Raw genomic sequence first — 21,106 nt, 5'->3', positions numbered from 1 at the left:
GGCGTTATGCCGCCCCGTCCAATGTCGGCAGATACCCTTCAAAGGTGATGTTGTCTGCGATCTTGCGCGCCGCAGCCTCGGCCCCGACGCTACGGATCGTCCAGCACAGCACCGGCACCTTGCGCGCGCGCAGGGCCGCGACCGGCGCCGCGCCCAAATCCGTCGCCTGGTGCGAGATGAAGGCCGCCCCCACTGCGTCAAAATCAGCGATGGCGCGCAGGTGCGACAGGCGGTCGGCGGGCACCCCGGGCCAGTCTGGCGCGGCAAAGTCACAGGTGACCAGTCCGCGCGGCAGGCCCGGCGCGAATCGGGCCATTTGCGCCATGCTGTGCGGGTTGAAGGACATTACGGCAGCCGGGCCGCTGTAGCGCTTCAGCACATCGGCAACGGCCGCTTCCAGCGGGCCGACGCCGTGGCCAAGCGCGCCGTCCTGATCCTTGATCTCTATCAGCAGCGGCATCGCGCCGCCGACCCAGTCGCAGACCTGCGCCAGCGTGGGGATCGTGTCGCCGCGACCGCCACGCAGCAAGGTTTGTCCCAGTTCCGCTGCCGCGCGCGCACGCACCGGCCCCGCCGCGTCGGTCAGCCGGTCCAGCGTGTCGTCATGGAACACCACCGCTTGCCCGTCGGCCGCGCGTTGCACGTCCACCTCGATCCCATAGCCCGCCGCCACCGCCGCGCGGATGGCGGCGGGGGCGTTTTCCACCCGGCCCGCGCCTGCGTCATGCAGGGCACGATGGGCCAGCGGGCGGGCCAGGAAGGCGGTTGGCAGAATGCTGGTGGTCAGGCTCATGCGATCTGAAATATCGCCTCCACCTCGACCGCGACGCCGCGGGGCAGGGCGGCGGCACTGACGGCGGCGCGCGCATGCCGCCCGGCATCGCCGAACACCGCAACCATCAGGTCCGACGTGCCGTTGATGACTTGCGGCTGTTCGGTGAAGTCTGGGGTGGAATTGACGAAGCCCGTCAGCTTCACCACCCGGCGCACCCGGGTCAGATCGCCGCCGCAGGCCGCCTGCACCTGCGCGATCAGCGCCAACCCGCAGGCCTGCGCCGCTGCGGCGCCCTCGGCCACCGACATACCGTCGCCCAGCCGTCCCTTGATCAGCCCGTCCGGCCCCTGCGAGATCTGGCCTGACACGAAAACCAGATCGCCGCTTTGCACGAATGGCACATAATTCGCGGCGGGCGCGGGCGCGGGGGCGTCGGGCAGGGCCAGGCCCAGTTCCTTAAGGCGGTCAAGCATCGGGTTGGTCATCGGTTTCTCCTTGGGGTGATTTGGGCGAAGCATACGCGATACGCGGGCGAATTGAACCCGGGATCAATGGCGACGGGGGCATTGTGCGTGTCAAAGGGGCAGACGCGCCCGCCAGATGCACCGGCTGCGACGTGTTGGCGTGCCTTTGAGCCGGGGGCCCTACGCTTGGGATCCTGGAAATTGCGATTTCCACGCACATTATTGCTGCGGCCCCCCGATGCACTGCCGACAATTCCATAGAGGATCAAACCCCACCTTACCGCCGTTTCGCCCGGGCCAGCATCGCAAGCTGGATGAACGTGCGTTCGATCAGCGCCATATTCGGCGCGCGCGACGCGGATCGCAGCGTCAGGTCCGTTTCGGTCAGGCGGCTCAGCGCGTCTTCCAGCCGGGGCAGGCCCCAGTCCTGCGCCTGTTTCAGCATCTTGTCGCGGCGCGGGCCAAAGACTGGCGGGCGCAGTTTCGCGATACCCGCCCCCGGCCCGCCGGGATCGGCGCAGGCGGCATGCAGCGTACGGAAGTGCCGCGTCGCCCCGATGCACAGCGATACCGGCGTCACGCCTTGCCCTTGCAGCCGTGCCAGCAGCGTGGCGATGTCGGTCAGCCGCGATTCGGCGACCGCATGCAAGATCTCATCCACATCCGCCTCTTGGCTGAGGGGGGCATTCACCTGCACCTCGGCGGGCGTCAGGGGGCTGTCATCGCGATATTTATAGAGCGCGATTTTCTGCACGGTCTGGCGGAAATCGCCGGGATCGAGGTTGCGCGACAATTCCAGGAGATCGGACAGCGCGTCTGGCGTGATGTCGCGCAAGCCCGCGTCGCGCAATGTCGCCTCGACCTCTTCGCGCGAGGGCGGGTCGTCGTAGAGACCGATGGCGACAGTGGTGCGCGCGCCCTCGAACAGCTTGCGCAGCTTAGACGTGGCTTTCAGCGCGCCGCCGGTGACGACGATGTGCGCATCGCCTGCCGCCCAATCGGTCAGCGCAGCGGCCAGCGCGTCGGTGATCGTGTCGGTCGCGTCCTCGACGAAGACCACGCGCGGGCCGGGAAAGAAGCCCTGCGCCTTTACCGCGTCATGCACGGCGGCGGCGTCCCGGCGCAGATCGCCTGCTTGCAGGCGGGTCAGCCGCATCTCGGCGTCGCCTTCGGGGCCGATCAGGGCGCTGATGACTTCTTGCCGGCGCAGGGCGACGCGCATTGCATCGGCGCCAAAAATCAACAGCCCGGCGCGTTTCGGGTCGGGCTGGGCGAAATAGCGGCTGGCGTCTCGGCCCGTAAGTTTCATGGGCAGGCTGGTTTCATGAGGGGGGCCACCGTCATGGTTGGGCCGGTTTGACCCAAGGGCGGCGTAGCGCCAGGCGCGGGGCAGCGCAGGCGCAACCTGCCGCGTTACGCATCACACGTTCCCTCATGGTGCGCGCCCGTCCAGCGCGATCATCAGCCGGGGCACCAGCTGGTCGGCCAGAATGCGCATCAGCCGGGCCTCGGCATCCTCGGCGGCGGAAAGCGTCGCCAACTGGGTGCTGGTGCTGGAATAAGCGGCGGTGCTGTCCACACGGCCCGATGCCACCTGCGTGCCGCCGCCCGTTTCGGTCAGGCGATAGTCCAGCGTCCCGGCCAGTTGAAACCGTGTATCGCCCAGATCGCGGACATCCGCGCCGCCGATGCGGCGCAGCATGATGGTATATCCCAGTTGATAGCGCGGCGCGGTGGCGCGGCCCAGCCGGTCCTCAAGCGCCGCGACAAAGGCAAAATCCGCGCGGGTCTGCGGGGCCGCAGCGGCCACCTGACCGCGCAGGGCCGCGCCCGTACCGCCGGGCGCATGCACCGGGGTGAAGCCGCAGGCCGCCAGCGCCGCGCCGGTCAGCAGCAGACATGCCGCGCGCCGGGTGACCCTGCGGCCCGTGACGAAGGCATGAGAATCAGACAACGACATTCACGATCCGCCCCGGCACCACGATCAGCTTTTTCGGCGTGGCCCCGGCCAGCGCCTTGATCACAGCATCATCTGCCAAAGCCATTTTTTCAACCTCTTGTTTGGTGGCTTCGGCGGGCACGGTGATTTCCGACCGCCGCTTGCCGTTGATCTGGATCGGCAAGATCAGCGTGTCGGCCACCAGCATCGCAGGGTCGGCCACCGGCCATGGGGCCTGCACCGCCAACCCTTCGCCGCCCAGCCGCGCCCAGATGTCTTCGGCCAGATGCGGCACCATGGGCGCCATCAACTGCGAAAGCGTGCGCATCACATGGGTCTGCGTGTCGGCCCCGGCCTGCGATTTCGACAGCGTGTTGGTCAGGCTGTAGAGATCGGCAATCGCCTTGTTGAAGGCGAAGCTTTCGATGGATTTCGTGATGCTGTCGATGGCGCGGTGCATGGCGCGCAGCAGGTCTTCGTCGCCCGAACCTGTATCGGCGGGCATGGCCGCAATCCGGTCAGCCAGTGCCCAGACGCGCGACAAATGCTTGAACGCGGCCTCGGCCCCCGCGCTGGTCCATTCTACGTCGCGTTCGGGCGGGCTGTCGGACATGACGAACCAGCGCGCGGTATCGGCCCCGAAGGCGGTGATGATATTCACCGGGTCCACCACGTTCTTTTTCGATTTCGACATTTTGGCGGAGGGGATGATGGTGACGGCCGTCCCATCGGCCAGTTTGCCGTCGGTCACATCCTCAGGCAGGTGATAGACCGCGCGGCCACTGGCGTCGCGGGTCAGATAGATTTCATGCGTGACCATCCCTTGCGTGAACAGCGCGTTGAACGGCTCGATCGCGCGGACGGGCAGGTGGCCGGTCTTTGCCATCGCCCGGGCGAAGAAGCGCGAGTACAGCAGGTGCAGAATCGCATGTTCCACCCCCCCGATATACTGGTCCACGTTCATCCAGTATTCGGCCTCGGCCAGATCGGTGGGCGTGGTGGCGCGGGGCGCGGTGAAGCGGGCGTAGTACCAGCTGGAATCGACAAACGTATCCATCGTGTCGGTTTCCCGCCGCGCGGGCGCGCCGCATTCCGGGCAGGTGCATTGGCTCCATGTCGGGTGCCGACCCAGCGGGTTGCCGGGAATGGAGAAGTCGATGGGCGCGCCGTCCTCATCATAAGGCAGGGCGATGGGCAGGTTTTTCTTACGCTCTGGCACCACGCCGCAGGTGTCGCAATGCACGACAGGAATCGGACAGCCCCAGTAGCGTTGCCGCGACAGGCCCCAGTCGCGCAGGCGATATTGCGTCACCCCGCGCCCGATGCCGCGTTCCTCGCAAAAGGCGATCGCGGCCTCGACCGCGTCGGCCCCGGTCTGCACCTCGGCGCCCGCGAATCCACGGATATAGCGCACGGGCTCGGTCTTTGGCGGCACGAAGGCGGTTCCGTCCACGGGGGTTTCGTCGTCTTGCGCGTGAAACACATCATGCACCGGCAAATCATACTTGCGCGCGAAATCCATATCCCGCTGGTCATGGGCAGGCACGCCGAAGATCGCGCCGGTGCCGTAATCCATCAAGATGAAATTCGCGATATAGACCGGCAATTCCCATTCCGTATCAAAGGGATGCCGCACGCGCAGGCCGGTGTTCAGGCCGCGCTTTTCCGCCTTTTCCAACGCTTCCTCGGTCGTGCCGGTGCGCCGGCAATCGGCGACAAAGGCGGCGACCCCGGCGTCGTGCCGCTCCAGATGCCGGGCCAGCGGATGGTCGGGCGACACGGCCACAAACGACGCGCCCATCAGCGTGTCGGGGCGGGTGGTATATACCTCGATCCGGTCAAACCCTTCGGGCGCGTCCACGGTGGAAAACGCGAATTGCAGCCCCCGCGACTGGCCGATCCAGTTCTTCTGCATCAGCCGCACCTTTTCCGGCCAATCGGGCAGGCCGTCCAGCGCTGCCAACAGTTCCGCCGAATAATCGCTGATGCGGAAGAACCATTGCGTCAGCTCGCGCCGTTCCACATCGGCGCCCGACCGCCAGCCCTTGCCGTCGATCACCTGTTCATTGGCCAGCACGGTCATGTCCACCGGGTCCCAGTTCACCACGGCATTCTTGCGGTACACCAGCCCGGCGGCCAGCATGTCGATGAACATCGCCTGTTGCTGGCCATAATATTCCGGGTCACAGGTCGCAAACTCGCGGCTCCAGTCGATCGACAGGCCCAGCGGCTTCATCTGTCCGCGCATCACGTTGATGTTGTTATAGGTCCAGTCCTTGGGGTGGCCGCCCTGTTCCATCGCGGCGTTCTCGGCGGGCATGCCGAAGGCATCCCAGCCCATCGGGTGCAGCACCGAGAACCCGCGCGCCAGTTTGTAGCGCGCCACCACATCGCCCATCGTATAGTTGCGCACATGGCCCATGTGAATGCGGCCGGACGGGTAGGGGAACATCTCCAGCACATAGTATTTCGGCTTTGACGGGTCACGCTGCGCGGTGAACACATCCGCCCGGTCCCATGCGGCCTGCCATGTGCGTTCCAATTCCTGCGGCTGATAGCGCGCGTCGTGCTGGCTGACCATGATCGCCCCTTATCGTTCTGAGTATGTCAGATATGAAAAAACCGGGCCTGCGCGGCCCGGTGTTGGTGTAGCGTCGCAGCGGCGGACCGTCCAGAGCGGGCGAAGGCCCCTTAAAGCCCGCGCTCGCGCACCCGCAACTGCCGTGCCCGCGTCAGAATCGCATCTTCCACCGCGCGCACCGTCTCGCGGCTGGCAGGGCCGCCGCGCGTGACCAGCGCCAGGTTCAGCGACCGGGCATCCAGCGCGGGGTCGGTCACCTGCACCGTGGCGCGGTAGGCCTGCCCGCCACCCGGCGGCGTGCCGAATCCGGTGACAAACACGCCCGAGAACGGATCAACCGACTGAACAGGCAGGAAATCCAGCACTTCCAGCGCGGCGTTCCAGATATAACGGTTCACTTCAACAGTGGTGTTGGGGTCGTCAACATTGGTGAACAGATCGAAAAACGTCGATTGCCGCTGTTCGGCCGGCGTCAGACGCTGCGGCTCGCTGCCCGCGTTCTCCGTCGGGGTGCGCGAAAACAAGGCACCCAGCCCGCCGCCGCCAGTCCCGCCACAGGCCGACAGGGCCAGCAAAAGCCCACCCGTCACCGCAAAACGCGCATATTTATGGAAGGTCATACCACCGGCCCCCTGATAACATCCATGTCACCTGTAGCCGAGCGACCGACACGGAACAAGGGGTTTCCGCCGCGCGCCGCCCCGAAGGCCGGGCCCCGGCGTGCAGTCCCGGGGCGGCGCAGCACCGCCACGATTCCCCCGGAATCTATAGAGTGTAGATTTAGAGCGCACGCCGCGCGCATCCCGTGCTCCCCGCTTCCCCGGGCCCCGGTGCGCCGACCCGACGCAGCGGCCCGACGCACCGGCCCGACGCAGCGAAGTGTCCGGCGCCCTCCACAGCGGGCGTGGCAATTCTGCACCACGATCTGGTACATTGACCGGGGGGTGTCCCTTCGTCTTGCAAAAAGGCCCGAAAGAATCGAAATAGATGCAGACCCAGCTTACAGCCAAGATGGGCAGATCCTTAATACACACGAGGGAAAACCAAATGAAAAACATTCTTCTTGCTTCGACCGCACTGGTCCTGTCGGCTGGCGTTGCTGCTGCAGACGTCACCGTAGGCGGCTCGGGCCGCATGGGCGTTACCTACGACAACAGCGCTGTTGATAAAATGGCGTTCACCAGCCGTATCCGTATCAGCTTCTCGGGTTCGGGCGAAACCGATGGCGGCCTGCAGTTCGGCGGCTCGATCCGCGCTGACAACGCTCCTGCTGGTAACGCTGGTACCGGTGGTTCCGTGTTCATCGCAGGCGACTTCGGCCGCATCACCATGGGCGACACCTCGGGCGCTGCCGAATACATCGTTGGCGACCTGCACGGCGTTGGCCTGACCGGCATCGGCGATCTGAACGAGAACGCCTACCTGTCGAACGGCGGCGCAGTTGCACGTTCCGCAATGCGCTACCAGTACACCCTGGACGGCCTGAAACTGGCCCTGTCGATCGACAACCCCGGTGGTGGTAACGAAGTATACTCGATCGGTGCTGGCTACGAATTCGACGGCTTCGGCATCGGTATCGGTCATGAGCGCAACAACGTCGCTTCGGCCAACCACACCATCGGTTACGTTTCGTACTCCCTCTCGAACGTCGACCTGAAGGCAACCTACGGTGATGCAACCGGTGCTGTGAGCGCTCAGTACGGTCTGTCCGCTTCGGCAACCTTCGACGCAGTTGGCGTGTCGGCATTCGTTCGTCGCGACTTCACCGATCTGACCCACTACGGCATCGGCGGCTCCTACGATCTGGGCGGCGGCGCAGCACTGAAAGGCGGCATCGTTCGTCAAGAGCTGGCAGTTGGCGACGCGACCCGCGCTGACTTCGGTATCGCATTCGACTTCTGATCCTAACCGATCAAAAGTTGCGGAAAGAGCGGGCCTTGTGCCCGCTCTTTTCTTTTGTGCCCGTCGCTTTGCCCGTCGTTTTGGACATGGCTTGCGAATGGTGCCGGATTTCGGCATGATCTGTTTCATGCCCATACCAAAACCATACCGAAACCATACGGTTTCCATACTGCTGTTTCTGGCGTTTTTGCCGGGTCCCGCACTGGCGCAGATCACCATGACTGGCGAAGCCCGGATGGGTGTGGTTGCCGCCGACAGCGGCCCCGATAAGGGCGTCAAATTTGACAGCCGTATCCGCGTCCGCCTGCAGATGCAGGGCCAGACCGACAATGGCCTGACCTTCGGGGTAGAGGTCGATCACGACGTGAACCGCCCCGACGCGCGCCCGCGCGGCTCGGTCTTTATCGGACAGTAACCCCATGACATTGCAAGATATCTCCGCCCGGCTGTCCGCAGCCGAACGGGCCGCAAACCGTGCCCCGGGCAGCGTCGACCTGATCGCCGTGTCCAAGGTTCAACCCGATTCCCGCGTGCGCGATGTGCTGGTAGAGGGCCACCGCAGCTTTGGCGAGAATCGCGTGCAGGAGGCCATGGGAAAATGGCCCGGTTTCCGCGATGAATTTGCGGGCGTGACCCTGCACCTGATCGGCCCGCTGCAAACCAACAAGGCGCGGCAAGCCGTTGAATTATTTGACGTAATCCACACGCTGGACCGGCCAAAGCTGGCGCAGACCCTGGCGCGGCTGGCGCAGGAGCGCGGTCAAAGCCCCGATGTTTTCATCCAGATCAACACCGGGGCAGAGCCGCAGAAGGCAGGCATCCTGCCCGAATCCGCCGACAGCTTCATTGCCGAGGTGCGTGCCCTGAACTTGCCGTTGCTTGGGCTGATGTGCATCCCCCCGGTAGAGGAGGATGCTGCGCAACACTTTGAAATGCTGGCAAAAATCGCCGCGCGCAACGACCTGTCAGGCTTGTCGATGGGCATGAGCGACGATTTCGAAACCGCCGTGGCCCATGGCGCGACTCATATCCGCGTCGGCTCGGCGATTTTCGGCGCGCGGATCAGCCCGCACTAGCGCCTTTTGCCGACCCCCAAAAAACGCCCGGGGCCGCTATGGGGCGCTGGTACGGGGCACTGGTATGGGCATTGGGCGTTTTTATACCTTGAATTCAGCGCATTAGCGCGCCGGTTGCGTCCCCGGCCATCGCAAATTGCGCGGGTTGGCCCATGACCAAAGCCCACCACAGCTTGCCGTTCGGATCTTGATGGAAGGCGAATCCCATCTCGCGGGGGCGCGTGTCCAGCAACACGACCCGTGTTTCCCGCGCGCCCATCCAGGCATTCAACGTCTCAAGCTCGGTCTCAAAGGTCTCGGAAATCAGCTCACCCGTCATCACGCCGGTATATCCCGCGCGCCGCGCGCGATCGACAGGGGACGAGCCATCGGAGCCAAAGTGCCAGGGCCGTTGCTGCACCGACATGTCACGCGCATGGGTCGCGGCGGCGCTGGTCAACTGCGCGTTCAGTTCCAGCGGCGCCAGCCCGGATTGCGCGCGCAGGGTGTTCATCGCATCGCGCATTCGCACCTGAACGCGGGAAACGTCATTCTCTCCAATACGATAGACCACTGGCAGCGGTCTGCCATCCGGGCCCATCCGCATTGCTTGGTTGGTGGTTTCGCAGGCGGCCAGCGCAAGAAGGGAAACGATCGAAAGGCTTAGAAAGCGGGTCATTGGCATGCGTCCATTTATTTTTCTAATGCTGCTTAGTTGGTATTGCCGCATAGTTCAAACGCAACTCTGCGTGAGTCGTGCCGACAGAATTGCACCTGTGTCGTCTGTGTAATACACTAAAAATCAAGAAAATAAGGGCAGGATAACTTTGATGTCTGAATCTGATCCGCAAGGTTCGAACCGTCGGCGATTTCTGACCGGGGCTGCCGTTGGTTTTGGTGCGTTTTGCGCGCCGATGCTGCTTCGCCAGACGGCAGTGGCACAAACCCTGATGGGTGACTCGACCGAGATGGAGACGAGTGTTCGCGAAACGACTCGGCGCAATATGTCGAGTTTCCGCACGGTGAACTGGCAAACCTATTTCAGTGATCTGCGGGGTGGGGCGATCCTGTGTGATATGGACAGCCGCGCAGTCCATTTCTGGTCGGCGGATGCGCGCACCTATCGCCTGTACCCTTCTTCCGTCCCGATGAGCGATGATCTGACCCGGCGCGGGCGCACCAGCGTGATCCGGAAAGTGGATGGTCCGTCGTGGGCGCCCACACCTTCCATGCGCGCGCGCAACCCGGCATGGCCCGCCTTCGTGCCCCCCGGCCCGGATAACCCATTGGGAACGCATGCACTGTACCTGTCCTGGCAGTTTTACCGCATCCACGGGACGCATGACACGCGCAAGATCGGGCGACGGTCGTCAAATGGGTGCATCGGTCTTTACAACCAACATATCGCCGAGCTTTTCAGCCTTGCGCAGGTCGGCACACAGGTGTTGCTAATTTGACGATGCCGCGAGAATCCACGCGAAATCACTGAGTTGCCCAGTTGCATTTCACAGGGCAAAATGGTTTCAACAAAGCACGACTTTTGTCTTGGGTGTCTGTGCCATTCTGTGAAATTGATGGCCACGGGCGATTACTGGAGGTTAACATGAAAAAATTCGCACTCGCAGCAGCGTTCTCGCTTGCAGCTACTTCTGCCTTCGCTGGCAACTACGCTGAGCCGGTCATCGAGCCGGAAGTGATCGTTGAGGACACGTCCTCTTCGGCCGGCGGGATCATCGTTCCGATCCTGCTTCTGGTTCTGGTTGCAGCAGCTGCTGTCAGCCGCTGATTCAACGCTAAGTTGAATCTGAAAAGGGTGGTGGGGAAACTCACCACCCTTTTTCTTTGCAACCAAGGCTATAGCGCGAGTCCAGTGTGGCGCCGGGAAGTTCAGATGCGCGGCACCGCGACGCCTCTGTCATCTGGTGATCCAACCTTGCAGATTCGCTTCGATCACTTCGCACAGCGCTGCAATATGGGCGACGTCATCGTTGAGGCACGGGATATAGGTAAAGTGTTCACCGCCGGCTTCCTCGAAGCTTTCGCAGATCTCTTCGTTGATCTCTTCCAGCGTTTCGATGCAATCGGCTGAAAACGCAGGTGCGATCACCGCCAGGCGTTTGACACCCTTTTCGGCCTGCCGCGCAACCTCTTCCACCGTATAGGGTTGCAACCATTCCTCCGGCCCAAAACGCGACTGGAACGTGGTGATGATGCGGCTTTCGTCCCAGCCGAGGTATTCGCGCAGCAGCCGCGTCGTTTTCTGGCACTGGCAATGGTAGGGATCCCCCTCCATCAGATAGCGCTTTGGCACGCCGTGGTAGGAGCACACCAGAACCTCGGGCTCTTCATCCGCTGCTTCCCAGCCACGCTTCACCGATTCGCCAAGCGCGGCGATATAGCTCGGCTGGTCGAAATAGGGCGGTACAGTGCGCGAGGCGGGCTGCCACTTCGCATCCATCAGCGCGCGGAAGAACTGATCATTTGCGGTGGCTGTCGTTGCGCCCGCATACTGCGGATAGAGCGGGAAAAACAGAATCTTCTCGCATCCCGCTGCAACCATCGCGGCGACTTTTGACTTGGTTGAAGGGTTGCCGTAGCGCATGCAAAAATCGACCATGACACCCTCACCGAAGCGGTCTTGCATTGTGGTGGTGATCTTGGCGGTCTGGGCCTTGGTGATGGTCATCAGCGGGCTTTCGCCCTGTTCGTTGTTCCAGATGGATTTGTAATTCGCGCCAGAGCTGAAGGGGCGTTTGGTCAGGATGATGAGTTGCAGCAGCGGCTGCCAGATCCACGGCGAATAGTCGATCACCCGGCGGTCGGACAGGAATTCGTTCAGGTAGCGGCGCATCGACCAGTAGTCGTAATTGTCGGGCGTGCCCAGATTGGCCAGCAGGATGCCGATTTTCGCCTGCGGCACCGGAGGATGGTCCGCGCCAGCATGCGCCAGCCGACCCGCGCCCGGAAGGTCCATATGGACGGGGCATCCCGTGGCGTGACGTGACTTTGCATCCAACATGGCGTGGTCCCTCATTCAAAGTGGCGCGGTGTATCTTTATCGCCGTGGACATATAGGCTTTTGGCCCGTGGTCAATCTGTCGGGCCGGATTCGTGGCCCCGCGCGGCAGGCAATGGTGTCGCAGCGTCGCCAAGCGGCGTTTCTTGCGTCTGAAGCGCGTCGGCCAGCCGGGCGCGGGCCGTCCCGGGGCGCAGCGGTTGCGGCTGGTCCGCCGACGGGGCCCAACCCGTCAGGTAGATGCAATCGAAGCTTGCAAGAATACGATTGTCCGGGGCCGGGTAATTCGCACGATAGAGGGTTTCGGCCTGGTCGATCAGGCCGCGCGGCGCAGGTCGGCGCAGGCGTTGCATTAGCGCGTTTCCCTCGCCCATGGCGCGCAGATCGGCCGCCAGGTGCCGCAGGTCGCGGTAGCTGGCGGTTTGCAGCACGCTGTCGGCCACGGGTAGCGCGAAGCCCGCCCTTTGCAGCAGTGCGCCCAGATCGCGGATTTCGGCCATGGGCAGCACGCGCGGCGACAGGCCGCCGGTCAGCGCCACCTCGGCCTCGGCCAGCGCGCTGCGCAATTCGGACAGGGTTTGGCCGCCGGGCAGGGCTGCCAGATACATGCCGTCGGGCAGCAAGGCCCGGCGGGCCTGCACGAGTTGTCCCACCGGATCATCCGCCCAATGCAGGGTCAGCGCGTCAATGATCAGATCATGCGCGCCGGGTTGCAGGTCAAGGATCTCCCCATCCGGTACGAGCGTCGCGTTGGGCAGAAAATCTGCCCAGAGATGGGGGAATCCGGTGACGATCGCGGGCCGCGTAAAGGTTCTGTTAACCTCATTCAGTCTTTCCTGAAACTCGGCGGCGATATGGGTGTGGGCGAAGAAATCCCCGTTTTGCAACGCGCGTTGGCGGTTGCGGTTCAGGGCGGATCGGTCGGTCAAGGCGGGGGGGCGCGTCATCAGAGGGCTTTCATGCCGGGAACCATTGCGGGGTATTTAGGAGGGATGGGGTGAAATTGCAAAAGCTGACCCTGCGCCATGTGCTGCGCGTGGTGTACCCCCCGCAATGCCTGACCTGCGACACCCCGACGGTAGAAGAGCATGCGTTGTGCCCTGCGTGTTGGTCGCGTGCCGGGTTTATCGGTGGGCTGGTATGCGACGGTTGTGGGATACCGCTGCCGGGCGAGGCGGTGGGCGGGGTCCTTTGCGACGATTGCCTGACGCTGGCGCGGCCGTGGACGCAGGGCCGCGCGGCGATGCTGTACGGGGATCGTGCGCGCTATATCGTGCTGGGGCTGAAATATGGTGACCGGCTGGATTATGGCATCGCCTGCGGGCGCTGGATGGCGCGGGCAGTACAACCAATGCTTCAACCCGATATGCTGGTCGTTCCGGTGCCGCTGCATTGGCGTCGCTTCGCGCAGCGGCGCTACAATCAGGCGGCGATCCTGTCAGCGGCGGTGGCGCGCGTGCTGGGCGCCGAGCATTGCCCCGATCTGCTGGTACGGCCCCGGCCGACCGGGACCCAAGATGGGCGGGGCCGGATGGGGCGGTTTGACAATATGCAGGCCGCGCTGATTCCGCATAAAACCCGGGGCGTCCGGGCTGCCGGGCGCAACATCTTGTTGGTGGATGATGTCATGACCTCGGGCGCAACATTCGCCGCAGCGACCGAGGCCTGCATCGCGGCTGGGGCGGCGTCGGTCCGGGTTGTGGCACTGGCCCGCGTTGCGCATGCGGATTAAATGCGTATGATCTGGCAGACCGCAGATAAGCGAAAGGCTGGATCATGCAAACAGTTGAACTCTATACCTCACCGCTGTGTGGCTTTTGCCACGCGGCCAAGCGCCTGCTGACCCAGAAGGGTGTCAGCTTTAGCGAAATCGACGTTCTGTCGTCGCCCGATCAGAAGCCTGAGATGATCCGCCGCGCCGGTGGCGCGCGGACCGTGCCACAGATCTTCATCGGCGACACCCATGTTGGCGGGTCGGATGAACTGCACGCGTTGGAGCATGCGGGCAAGCTTGACGCATTGTTACAGGGCTAGGACAGAATGCGCGCTGGGGGGAGGCAGCTTTTCGGTTCGAGAGATCCGTTAGCGACGCTGAAAACGGTGCGCGTCGCGGCGCTCCGGCCCGGCGTGCACAAACCTGCGCCGGGCATCGTCTTTCCTGATTTGCAGCGGGTACCTGCCGCTGATGCGCCGCGCCGGGCACCAGCCCTGGCCCAATACCGGCGCGCCGAGGCCGCGTGATGGAACGTCACGACGATCTTGCCGCCGCCCTCTTCAGTGAATTGTTCATGGCGGACCAGTTGGCGCGCAACCGGATTTCCCGGGTTCTGCCCAAGGGGATGGAATTGTCGCATTTCGGCGTGCTGAACCTGCTGGCCCGCGCGCAGGAGGAACGTACACCCGCGCAACTGGCACGGTCGTTCCATGTGACGCGGGGCGCGATGAGCAACACGCTGGCAAAGCTGGAATGGGCTGGATACATCCATGTCCGTCCCGATTGGGACGACGCGCGGCGCAAGTTCGTGTCGATCAGCCCCGCCGGCCGCACCGCGCGCACTGCCGCGCTGCAATCCATCACCCCGCTGATTGGCGAACAGGTGCGCGGGCTGGGTGCGGCGCGCGTGCGGGCACTGATCCCGGTGCTGCGCGAATTGCGCGCCAGCCTGGAGGGCGATCTGTAACCGCCCCCTTACCCGTCGAGGTCCGCCCGGGTCAGCCTTTGCGAAAACTCTGCGCCGATTCGCGGATGGCGTCATACTGGCCGCCGGGCCGGTATGCATAGAGATAGGTCGGCAATACCGCGCCCATCGGGGTCGGGGTGATCCCCAGGTCCTCAAAGCGCATGGTTGCGCCGCTGACCACGTTGTCGTGTTTCAGGTTCTGCACTTGATCGCGCGTCAGAAGGGTATTGCGGAACACGCCCAGTGTCAGGGCCTGCGCGAAATCCAGCGCGCCGCCCATGATGGTCGCAGCAAAGAACGGCACGTTGAGCAGGATACGCTTGCGGCGTATCTCTGCCAGCATGATCTGCATCAGTTCGCGGAAGGTTTTGACATCGGGCCCGCCCAGCTCATAGATGCCGGGCTTTGCCGTGCCTTCAACGCCCATGACGGCGGCGCGCGCGACGTCCTCGACGAAGACCGGCTGGAACCGGGTGCCTGCGCCCACCATCGGCAGAACCGGACCAAAGCGGGCCATGCCGGCAAAGCGGTTGAAGAACCCGTCTTCGGGGCCAAAGATGATCGAGGGGCGCAGGATCACGGCATCGGGGAATTGCGCCAGAACCGCGGCCTCGCCCTTGCCCTTGGTTTCGGCATAGATGCTTTTGGCCCCCGCGTCGGCACCGATCGCCGAGATTTGGACCATGCGCGCCACGCCAAGGTCTGCTGCGATCCGTGCGACGCGTTCGGCCCCGTAGTGTTGCACCAGCCCGAACTTGTTTTTCCCGGTCTCGGCGAGAATGCCGACGCAGTTCACGACGGCATCGGCACCTTGCATGACTGCGCGCACGGAATCATCATCGCGGATATTGCACAGGACGGGTTCGACCTGTCCGACGACGCCGTAGGGTTTTACATGGATCGCTTCATTTGGGCGACGCACCGCTACGCGCACGCGCCAGCCTTGTTGCGCCAGTTGCTGGGCGATGTATCGCCCGACAAAGCCGGACCCACCATAAATCGTCACGAGTTTCGACATGCAAACCTCCGGTTCTGAATGTTCCCGTAAATAGCCCTCAGGCGGTTGGGGAACAAGGTAAAACACCGGAATTGAAATTTATGCGATTTCCCCGTTGACAGTATTATGGGGCAAGGATAGTAGACCGCCTACGCAACCTGCCCAGGTGGCGGAACTGGTAGACGCGCTAGCTTCAGGTGCTAGTGCTCGTAAGGGCGTGGAGGTTCGAGTCCTCTCCTGGGCACCATTTGCGTCAGACAAACCCTTGAATTACTTCGGTAATTCAGGGGTTTTTCATTTCCAGCCCCTTGAGTGTGCCGCGTTTGTTGTCTGTGCGCCGACCGTTGTCATGAGCGTTCATTGAAGGAAAATCGGCGGACTGGCTTCGTATCTTGCATGGTGAGCTGCCGCATTCCCGATAATGCGACTTTTGCGTTTCCATGCGTTGTCTTGGAAGGGCATTCCTGCCAGCCTTGGCGTCCCGCTGTTCGCCGTGTCGATGTCAGCCGTGCGCTGCCAAACTGGGCCGCAGCAGGGGTGGATGTGGCGTCAAGATGCTCTTATCCCAAAGGGCGCTAACCCGCCGCGCCTCATCTTGCAAAAGATCGACAAAGCGGGTGGCGGCGCTGCTCATCGGGCTGCGGATCGGTTCGATCAGCATCAGGTCAATATGCATCTCGGGGCTGGTGATCGGGTTTACCGTCAGTGCCCTGGGACCGCCAGCGTCGGACATCATGATCGCGGGCAGGATGGACACCCAATCGGTCTGCGCAACGAAGTCCAAGGTCCCCAGCATGGCGTCCAGTTCGACGATCTGGGCAATCGTAACATCATTGGCGTTGCAGTAGCTTTCGATCGTATGGCGCCGAATATTGGTCGCACCGGGGACAACCATTTTCAACGGGCCCAGTTCCGACAGACGCACGGGGGTGAGGGGGACTATGCCACTGTCGGCGCGGGAGACCAGAACCTCGGGCGTGCGCACAAAGAAGCGTCCGCGCACGCCAGACGCGGTGCTGCCCGACGGGACGATGGCACAATCCAGTTCGCCGGCCTGCACCATCTGGGTCAGGTTGGCGCTGTAGCCCTCGGTGATCCGCAGGTTCACATTTGGCGACTGCTCTATAAAGGTATTCATTGCGGGGGCGAGCGTGCGACTGGTGATCGTAGGCATCAGTCCGATACGCACCTCGCCCGTGTCGCTTTTTGCGAAACGGGCAATATCAGTTCGCGCCATGGCATGGACCCGAAGCACTTTCAGGCAGTTGCGATAGAAGCTTGCGGCAGCCGGGGTCGGCGTCACGCCGCCGCGTTCGCGCAGGAACAATTGAACACCCAGCGTATGCTCCAAATTGCGCATATGTTGTGACACGCCGGACTGCGTTGCATTTTCACGCTGCGCCGCTGCGGTGAATGACCGTTCTTCATAGGCGGCCACAAAAATCGACATATCCCGAAGACTGCAAAGCATGACCATTCCCCTTATTCACGAGACGTATTCAGAGGGCCGTTTCCCGCTGCGACACGGCTTGTGCATTATTCTTTCCGGTCCGTTCCAGAAGCGAAGTTGATGTATCACGGAATAGAAATAATACGGATACATCTAAGATGCGCGTCGCCAGAGGGTCAAGCATATTGATGCTTTAGGCAAGATTCCTGGCTTTCAGCCAGAGGTTGACTGCAAAAGAAAATGGTGCCTTGACAGAAGAAGGCGAGTTCTTGATATTTCACAGCAGGAGAAAGATTGCCTTTGACGCCGCCTTCCACAGCCCGTCCGTCGCTGGACGAAAGGGTGGCAGGGTATCGGCGCAAAAGGCATTCGGAGGGGGCGACAGTGTCAAACGATATCGGCTTTATCGGGCTGGGTGTGCTGGGCAATGCCATAGCGCGCAACATCGTTGCCAGTGGGGCATCGGTGCTGGGTTATGACCGCGATGCCGCAGCACAATACGCGGCAGTGGCCGATGGTGTGACGCCTGCGACCGACGTTGCCGCGGTGGCCGCGCAATGTGATGTTGTGTTCACCTGCCTTCCGCACGGAAGCGCCGTGCGGGCGGTCGTTGCCCAGATCGCCGAGGTCAGTAACCCCGGGCAGATCATCGTGGAGCTGAGCACGCTGTCGATTTCCGATAAAGATGCGGCCCGCGCCGCTTTGGTTCAGACAGGGCGGCGCGTCTTGGATTGCCCGGTCAGCGGCAATCGCATCATGGCGTTGGCCAAGGGTTTGACCGCGTTTTGCAGCGGCGACCGGTCTGATTATGAGGCGGTACGCGATATCCTGCTGACGTTTTGCCGCAAGGAGCACTACGTCGGTGCCTTTGGCAACGGATCAAAGACCAAGTTTTGCGGAAATATCTTGAATTTGGTGCACAACACGGTTGCCGCCGAAGCCATGGTGCTGGCCATCAAATCGGGATTGGACCCGCAGATGTTCCATAGCGTCATCAGCGGTAGCGGGTCCAGTTCCGGCATGTTTGAAGTGCGCGGCAAGCTGATGGCGGATAATGACTATGCCGTTGAGGGCATGAATTTTTCCGTACCACTGAAGGATTCGCAGATCATCGCGGATCATGCTGCCAGCGTCGGGACGCCCATTCCGTTGTATCAGGCGGCGCTGCAGTTTTACCACGCGGCAGCGGCGCAGGGCTTGGCGCATCTGGACGCCGCTGCGGTGTGTCGTGTGATGGAGCGCAACGCCCAGTGCGAGCGCCCAGCATGATCATGGCGCTTTCCGCAAACAAGCTGAAGGGGACATGTTACCTTGGTTCTTTCGCTCTTGGCGGTAACTGCGCCTGTTCTGGTCATCATCGCACTTGGCTATATCTGGACGCGCTTCGAGATGCCGTTCGACAACGCGACGATCGGCAGCCTGGTGCTGCGGGTCGGAACGCCATGTCTTATTTTCTCTACGCTGACACAGGCAGAAATTGCGCTTGGCGAAATGGGGGTGATGGTGGCGTCCGCCGTGTTGGTGATCGCGGCCTCGGCGGCGCTGGGGGCTTTGGTCCTGGTGCTATCCGGGCTTCCGTTGCACACTTACCTTCTGGTCGCGATGCATGGCAATTCGGGCAACATGGGGTTGCCGTTGGCCGCAATGATTTTTGGCGTCGACGGGCTGGCGCTGGGGATCGCTTACTTCACGGTAGTTGCAATATCACAAAACACCCTCGGCCACGTGATCAGCGCGGGGCGATTAGACCTGCGATCATTCCTGGGTCAGCCGGTGCTCTATGCCAGTGTCGTAACCGTCGTGGTGTTGGTGAGCGGGTTTGCCGTGCCGCAGTGGATTGCGCGCACGACCGAACTGTTGGGCGGAATGGTCATTCCTGCAATGCTGTTGCTGTTGGGCGTGGCCCTTTCACATCTGAAAGTCGCGGATCTGCGATTGGCAGCGGCCATGTCGTTGATGCGGTTCGGGGCCGGCGCCATTGCAGCCATCGCGCTGATATTGGCGTTGGGGCTGCGCGGCCCGGAGGCTGGCGTGGTTTGGGTCATGGCGACGATGCCTGCCGCCGTGGTCAACGTGATTTTCGCCGAGCGGTATGGCCGCGACCCCGAACGCGTGGCGGGCACGATTGTCGTATCGACGGTGGGTACGCTGGCCGGACTTCCGTTGATTGTCTGGGCCGCAATGCGATTGGCCGCATGACGCAGGGTGCAAAGGGAATATCGGAATGAAACAAACGTCATCGGGCAGCGTTCTGATGCGGCTGAATTTCAATTCGGGTGTGGCGTTGGTGTGTATCGTGCTGGGTATCACGATATGGCTGCTGATCCCGTACCAGGTGGCAGAGCCGCCACGCTTTTTCGGGCGGAGCAGTGCTGGCATGAGCCCGAGTATGTTCCCACAGGTCATTTCAATCGGGCTGGTGCTGGTTGGCGGATGCTATCTATTTGCCAGCCTGGGAATGACCGAGGTAAGCGGGTTTCGCGGATTGCCGCTCACGGCCTACATCAACCTTGGCGTGATTTTGGTGGCGATGATTGCCTATGTCGCCCTGTTGCGCCCGGTGGGGTATGTCGCGTCCAGCATGGTCGTGGCGACATCGATTTCCTTCTACTACGGATCGCGCAACCCCGTTGGCATCGGCATCACCGGCATTCTGGCACCGCTCTGCATCTACTATCTTTTCACGCGGTACCTCAGCGTTTCGCTGCCACCGTTTCCGTGGGGCTGACCATGATTGATACGCTTACCGAAGCCATCCAGCTGCTCATGCGCCTTGACGTGATCTTGATGATCTCGGCGGGGATGGTGCTGGGCATGCTGGTGGGCGCGCTGCCGGGGTTCACAACCGTCATGGCCATGGCAATTGTACTGCCGATATCATTCTTTCTGGAACCGATCCTGGGCATTCCGTTCCTGATCGGCGTCTACAAGGGTGGTATTTTTGGCGGCAGTATTCCTGCAATTCTGGTGAATATCCCCGGCACGGGCGCATCGGTTGCCACCACGCTGGACGGTCCAGCGATGGCGCGCAAAGGCCAGTCACGCAAGGCGCTGGAAATGGCTTTGGTTGCATCTGCGGTGGGGGATTTCCTCTCATCTTTTGGCACCAGCCTTGTCATCGGGGTGATCGCAGCGATCGCGCTGTTGATCGGCCCGCCAGAGATTTCGGCGATCTTGATCCTGAGCTTGCTGATAATTGTGGTTTCCAGCTCGGGGAGTTTTCTCAAGGGAATGATCATGCTGCTGATCGGCATGTTCCTTGCAACCGTCGGCCAAGATCCTGTCGGAGCGATGGTGCGCTTTGATTTCGGGTTTCACCCGTTGCAGGCGGGCATTGATTTGTTGCCGTTGATCATTGGCCTGTTCGCCATCCCCGAGATCTTGCTGGCGATTGAACATCGCCGCGCCAATGTCGTTGATCCGGCACATGCCAAGGCACAGGGTGAACGGTTGAAATGGTCGGAAATCATGCAGTGCCGTCGCACGATCTTGCGCTCAACGGCGATTGGCGGTGTTATCGGCATGATCCCGGGCGTGGGCCAGGTCGTGGCGGCATTCATGGGCTATTCGGCAGCAAAAGGCGCATCTTCGCACCCCGAAACCTTCGGCAAGGGCGAGATCGAAGGCATCGCGGCGCCTGAAGCTGCCAACAATGCAGTCAATGGTCCGACGATGGTGCCACTGCTGACGTTGGGCATTCCGGGGGACAACATCACCGCCATTTTGCTGGGGGCTTTCGTGGCGCAAGGGTTGCGACCCGGTCCGCAGATGTTTCAGGAACAGGGCGTTCTGGTCTACGCGATCTTGCTCTCGATGTTGATCGCCTGTGTTTTGCTGCTGGTGATCGGATACATACTTACCCCGGTTTTCGCGCGGGTCGTCAGTATCAACAAGGCTTATCTGGTCCCACTGATGCTGCTGTTCGCGGTTGGCGGCACCTATGTTTATCGGTCGAACCCGATGGACCTGTATTTCATGATCGGCTTTGGGGTGTTTGGCTATGCCGCGCGCAAGTTGCATTTTGATGTGACGCCGCTGGTCATGGGATTCATTCTGACACCACCGCTGGAATATGCGTTGGCGCAATCGGCGCTGCTGTCGCGTGGGGATCTGTTTGGGTATCTGATCACGTCGCGGCCCATCACGGTTGTCGTTCTTATCCTGACACCTTTGCTGATCTTCTGGATCGCCAACCGACAAAGACGGCAGGCGCGTGCAATCAAGTGACTTGCCCGCGCAAACCGAA

At 62.2% G+C, this 21,106-nt stretch carries 23 protein-coding genes and 1 tRNA gene; 13 read left to right on the top strand and 11 right to left on the bottom strand.

What is annotated here, in order from left to right; all coding sequences use genetic code 11:
- Nucleotides 1–4 precede the first annotated feature (4 nt).
- From H9529_RS09815 to H9529_RS09790, 6 genes are all read right to left on the bottom strand, one after another.
- A complete protein-coding gene (locus tag H9529_RS09815) occupies nucleotides 5–793 on the bottom strand; it encodes a glycerophosphodiester phosphodiesterase family protein (protein WP_092890074.1) in 789 nt (262 codons plus the stop codon).
- On the bottom strand, nucleotides 790–1,260 hold the full coding sequence (locus H9529_RS09810; protein ID WP_092890071.1) for a RidA family protein: 471 nt from the start codon (nucleotides 1,258–1,260) through the stop codon (nucleotides 790–792). Before H9529_RS09810 ends, H9529_RS09815 begins: the two co-directional genes overlap by 4 nt.
- A 256-nt stretch (nucleotides 1,261–1,516) precedes the next feature.
- Complete coding sequence (gene holA, locus H9529_RS09805) at nucleotides 1,517–2,548, bottom strand: DNA polymerase III subunit delta (protein WP_092890068.1); 1,032 nt, start codon at nucleotides 2,546–2,548, stop codon at nucleotides 1,517–1,519.
- A 123-nt stretch (nucleotides 2,549–2,671) separates the two neighbouring features.
- Entirely contained in the window at nucleotides 2,672–3,199 is a 528-nt protein-coding gene (lptE, locus tag H9529_RS09800) for an LPS assembly lipoprotein LptE (RefSeq protein ID WP_092890065.1), read from the bottom strand.
- The gene (gene leuS / locus H9529_RS09795; RefSeq protein WP_092890062.1) at nucleotides 3,186–5,759 is read right to left on the bottom strand and encodes a leucine--tRNA ligase; all 2,574 of its coding nucleotides are present in this window, start codon (nucleotides 5,757–5,759) and stop codon (nucleotides 3,186–3,188) included. Before leuS ends, lptE begins: the two co-directional genes overlap by 14 nt.
- Before the next feature lie 110 nt (nucleotides 5,760–5,869).
- Complete coding sequence (locus H9529_RS09790) at nucleotides 5,870–6,379, bottom strand: DUF3576 domain-containing protein (protein WP_092890059.1); 510 nt, start codon at nucleotides 6,377–6,379, stop codon at nucleotides 5,870–5,872.
- A gap of 427 nt (nucleotides 6,380–6,806) precedes the next feature.
- On the opposite strand from H9529_RS09790, the gene H9529_RS09785 reads away from it, so the two are divergent.
- From H9529_RS09785 to H9529_RS09775, 3 genes are all read left to right on the top strand, one after another.
- A complete protein-coding gene (locus tag H9529_RS09785; RefSeq protein ID WP_176847144.1) occupies nucleotides 6,807–7,661 on the top strand; it encodes a porin in 855 nt (284 codons plus the stop codon).
- 127 nt (nucleotides 7,662–7,788) lie between these two features.
- Entirely contained in the window at nucleotides 7,789–8,076 is a 288-nt protein-coding gene (locus H9529_RS09780; protein ID WP_176847142.1) for a porin, read from the top strand.
- A gap of 4 nt (nucleotides 8,077–8,080) precedes the next feature.
- Nucleotides 8,081–8,737 carry a YggS family pyridoxal phosphate-dependent enzyme gene (locus tag H9529_RS09775; RefSeq protein ID WP_092890048.1) on the top strand — a complete coding sequence of 219 codons (657 nt, stop codon included), beginning with the start codon at nucleotides 8,081–8,083 and terminating at the stop codon, nucleotides 8,735–8,737.
- Nucleotides 8,738–8,831: 94 nt separating this feature from the next.
- Here H9529_RS09775 and H9529_RS09770 read toward each other — a convergent pair whose 3' ends face one another.
- A complete protein-coding gene (locus tag H9529_RS09770; protein WP_092890045.1) occupies nucleotides 8,832–9,395 on the bottom strand; it encodes a CAP domain-containing protein in 564 nt (187 codons plus the stop codon).
- A 151-nt stretch (nucleotides 9,396–9,546) separates the two neighbouring features.
- Between H9529_RS09770 and H9529_RS09765 the strand changes: the two genes are divergently transcribed.
- Nucleotides 9,547–10,173, top strand: a complete 627-nt coding sequence (locus tag H9529_RS09765) for a L,D-transpeptidase (protein WP_092890042.1) — start codon at nucleotides 9,547–9,549, stop codon at nucleotides 10,171–10,173.
- Nucleotides 10,174–10,319: 146 nt separating this feature from the next.
- Nucleotides 10,320–10,502, top strand: a complete 183-nt coding sequence (locus tag H9529_RS09760) for a hypothetical protein (RefSeq protein WP_092890040.1) — start codon at nucleotides 10,320–10,322, stop codon at nucleotides 10,500–10,502.
- 129 nt (nucleotides 10,503–10,631) lie between these two features.
- Here the strand turns inward: H9529_RS09760 and hemH are convergent, their stop codons facing one another.
- Both hemH and H9529_RS09750 read right to left on the bottom strand, forming a co-directional pair.
- On the bottom strand, nucleotides 10,632–11,690 hold the full coding sequence (gene hemH, locus H9529_RS09755) for a ferrochelatase (protein ID WP_092890037.1): 1,059 nt from the start codon (nucleotides 11,688–11,690) through the stop codon (nucleotides 10,632–10,634).
- 116 nt (nucleotides 11,691–11,806) lie between these two features.
- Nucleotides 11,807–12,679: a methyltransferase domain-containing protein gene (locus tag H9529_RS09750; RefSeq protein WP_092890034.1), complete on the bottom strand. Its 873-nt coding sequence runs from the start codon at nucleotides 12,677–12,679 to the stop codon at nucleotides 11,807–11,809.
- Nucleotides 12,680–12,729: 50 nt separating this feature from the next.
- Between H9529_RS09750 and H9529_RS09745 the strand changes: the two genes are divergently transcribed.
- From H9529_RS09745 to H9529_RS09735, 3 genes are all read left to right on the top strand, one after another.
- Nucleotides 12,730–13,464: a ComF family protein gene (locus tag H9529_RS09745; RefSeq protein WP_397544867.1), complete on the top strand. Its 735-nt coding sequence runs from the start codon at nucleotides 12,730–12,732 to the stop codon at nucleotides 13,462–13,464.
- Nucleotides 13,465–13,508: 44 nt separating this feature from the next.
- The gene (grxC, locus tag H9529_RS09740; protein WP_092890031.1) at nucleotides 13,509–13,766 is read left to right on the top strand and encodes a glutaredoxin 3; all 258 of its coding nucleotides are present in this window, start codon (nucleotides 13,509–13,511) and stop codon (nucleotides 13,764–13,766) included.
- A 206-nt stretch (nucleotides 13,767–13,972) separates the two neighbouring features.
- The gene (locus H9529_RS09735) at nucleotides 13,973–14,413 is read left to right on the top strand and encodes a MarR family winged helix-turn-helix transcriptional regulator (RefSeq protein WP_397544866.1); all 441 of its coding nucleotides are present in this window, start codon (nucleotides 13,973–13,975) and stop codon (nucleotides 14,411–14,413) included.
- A gap of 31 nt (nucleotides 14,414–14,444) precedes the next feature.
- Here H9529_RS09735 and H9529_RS09730 read toward each other — a convergent pair whose 3' ends face one another.
- Nucleotides 14,445–15,431: a complex I NDUFA9 subunit family protein gene (locus H9529_RS09730; protein WP_092890023.1), complete on the bottom strand. Its 987-nt coding sequence runs from the start codon at nucleotides 15,429–15,431 to the stop codon at nucleotides 14,445–14,447.
- Nucleotides 15,432–15,570: 139 nt separating this feature from the next.
- Here H9529_RS09730 and H9529_RS09725 point away from each other — a divergent pair.
- A tRNA-Leu gene (locus tag H9529_RS09725) sits at nucleotides 15,571–15,657 on the top strand.
- Nucleotides 15,658–15,912: 255 nt separating this feature from the next.
- On the opposite strand, the gene H9529_RS09720 is transcribed toward H9529_RS09725, so the two are convergent.
- Entirely contained in the window at nucleotides 15,913–16,860 is a 948-nt protein-coding gene (locus H9529_RS09720; RefSeq protein ID WP_256327055.1) for a LysR family transcriptional regulator, read from the bottom strand.
- 384 nt (nucleotides 16,861–17,244) lie between these two features.
- Here H9529_RS09720 and H9529_RS09715 point away from each other — a divergent pair, with 384 nt between their 5' ends.
- The 4 genes from H9529_RS09715 to H9529_RS09700 are packed head-to-tail and all read left to right on the top strand — an operon-like array spanning nucleotide 17,245 to nucleotide 21,087.
- A complete protein-coding gene (locus H9529_RS09715) occupies nucleotides 17,245–18,129 on the top strand; it encodes an NAD(P)-dependent oxidoreductase (protein WP_176847140.1) in 885 nt (294 codons plus the stop codon).
- Nucleotides 18,130–18,171: 42 nt separating this feature from the next.
- A complete protein-coding gene (locus H9529_RS09710) occupies nucleotides 18,172–19,059 on the top strand; it encodes an AEC family transporter (protein ID WP_092890015.1) in 888 nt (295 codons plus the stop codon).
- 25 nt (nucleotides 19,060–19,084) lie between these two features.
- Nucleotides 19,085–19,588 (top strand): tripartite tricarboxylate transporter TctB family protein, encoded by a 504-nt coding sequence (locus H9529_RS09705; RefSeq protein ID WP_092890012.1) that lies wholly within the window; start codon nucleotides 19,085–19,087, stop codon nucleotides 19,586–19,588.
- 2 nt (nucleotides 19,589–19,590) lie between these two features.
- Nucleotides 19,591–21,087, top strand: a complete 1,497-nt coding sequence (locus H9529_RS09700) for a tripartite tricarboxylate transporter permease (protein WP_092890009.1) — start codon at nucleotides 19,591–19,593, stop codon at nucleotides 21,085–21,087.
- Nucleotides 21,088–21,106: the final 19 nt, after the last annotated feature.

The sequence above is a fragment of the Roseicitreum antarcticum genome, assembly GCF_014681765.1.
GTDB lineage: Bacteria > Pseudomonadota > Alphaproteobacteria > Rhodobacterales > Rhodobacteraceae > Roseicitreum > Roseicitreum antarcticum.
The sequence above is the reverse complement of the archived record's forward strand: the minus strand, read 5'-3'. Positions and strand labels throughout refer to the sequence as shown.

Excerpts from the sequence above, each read along its gene's own strand:
- H9529_RS09815 (WP_092890074.1), bottom strand. The coding sequence starts at position 793 with ATGAGCCTGACCACCAGCATTCTGCCAACCGCCTTCCTGGCCCGCCCG.
- H9529_RS09810 (WP_092890071.1), bottom strand. The coding sequence starts at position 1,260 with ATGACCAACCCGATGCTTGACCGCCTTAAGGAACTGGGCCTGGCCCTG.
- holA (WP_092890068.1), bottom strand. The coding sequence starts at position 2,548 with ATGAAACTTACGGGCCGAGACGCCAGCCGCTATTTCGCCCAGCCCGAC.
- lptE (WP_092890065.1), bottom strand. The coding sequence starts at position 3,199 with ATGTCGTTGTCTGATTCTCATGCCTTCGTCACGGGCCGCAGGGTCACC.
- leuS (WP_092890062.1), bottom strand. The coding sequence starts at position 5,759 with ATGGTCAGCCAGCACGACGCGCGCTATCAGCCGCAGGAATTGGAACGC.
- H9529_RS09790 (WP_092890059.1), bottom strand. The coding sequence starts at position 6,379 with ATGACCTTCCATAAATATGCGCGTTTTGCGGTGACGGGTGGGCTTTTG.
- H9529_RS09785 (WP_176847144.1), top strand. The coding sequence starts at position 6,807 with ATGAAAAACATTCTTCTTGCTTCGACCGCACTGGTCCTGTCGGCTGGC.
- H9529_RS09780 (WP_176847142.1), top strand. The coding sequence starts at position 7,789 with ATGCCCATACCAAAACCATACCGAAACCATACGGTTTCCATACTGCTG.
- H9529_RS09775 (WP_092890048.1), top strand. The coding sequence starts at position 8,081 with ATGACATTGCAAGATATCTCCGCCCGGCTGTCCGCAGCCGAACGGGCC.
- H9529_RS09770 (WP_092890045.1), bottom strand. The coding sequence starts at position 9,395 with ATGACCCGCTTTCTAAGCCTTTCGATCGTTTCCCTTCTTGCGCTGGCC.
- H9529_RS09765 (WP_092890042.1), top strand. The coding sequence starts at position 9,547 with ATGTCTGAATCTGATCCGCAAGGTTCGAACCGTCGGCGATTTCTGACC.
- H9529_RS09760 (WP_092890040.1), top strand. The coding sequence starts at position 10,320 with ATGAAAAAATTCGCACTCGCAGCAGCGTTCTCGCTTGCAGCTACTTCT.
- hemH (WP_092890037.1), bottom strand. The coding sequence starts at position 11,690 with ATGGACCTTCCGGGCGCGGGTCGGCTGGCGCATGCTGGCGCGGACCAT.
- H9529_RS09750 (WP_092890034.1), bottom strand. The coding sequence starts at position 12,679 with ATGACGCGCCCCCCCGCCTTGACCGACCGATCCGCCCTGAACCGCAAC.
- grxC (WP_092890031.1), top strand. The coding sequence starts at position 13,509 with ATGCAAACAGTTGAACTCTATACCTCACCGCTGTGTGGCTTTTGCCAC.
- H9529_RS09735 (WP_397544866.1), top strand. The coding sequence starts at position 13,973 with ATGGAACGTCACGACGATCTTGCCGCCGCCCTCTTCAGTGAATTGTTC.
- H9529_RS09730 (WP_092890023.1), bottom strand. The coding sequence starts at position 15,431 with ATGTCGAAACTCGTGACGATTTATGGTGGGTCCGGCTTTGTCGGGCGA.
- H9529_RS09720 (WP_256327055.1), bottom strand. The coding sequence starts at position 16,860 with ATGTCGATTTTTGTGGCCGCCTATGAAGAACGGTCATTCACCGCAGCG.
- H9529_RS09705 (WP_092890012.1), top strand. The coding sequence starts at position 19,085 with ATGAAACAAACGTCATCGGGCAGCGTTCTGATGCGGCTGAATTTCAAT.
- H9529_RS09700 (WP_092890009.1), top strand. The coding sequence starts at position 19,591 with ATGATTGATACGCTTACCGAAGCCATCCAGCTGCTCATGCGCCTTGAC.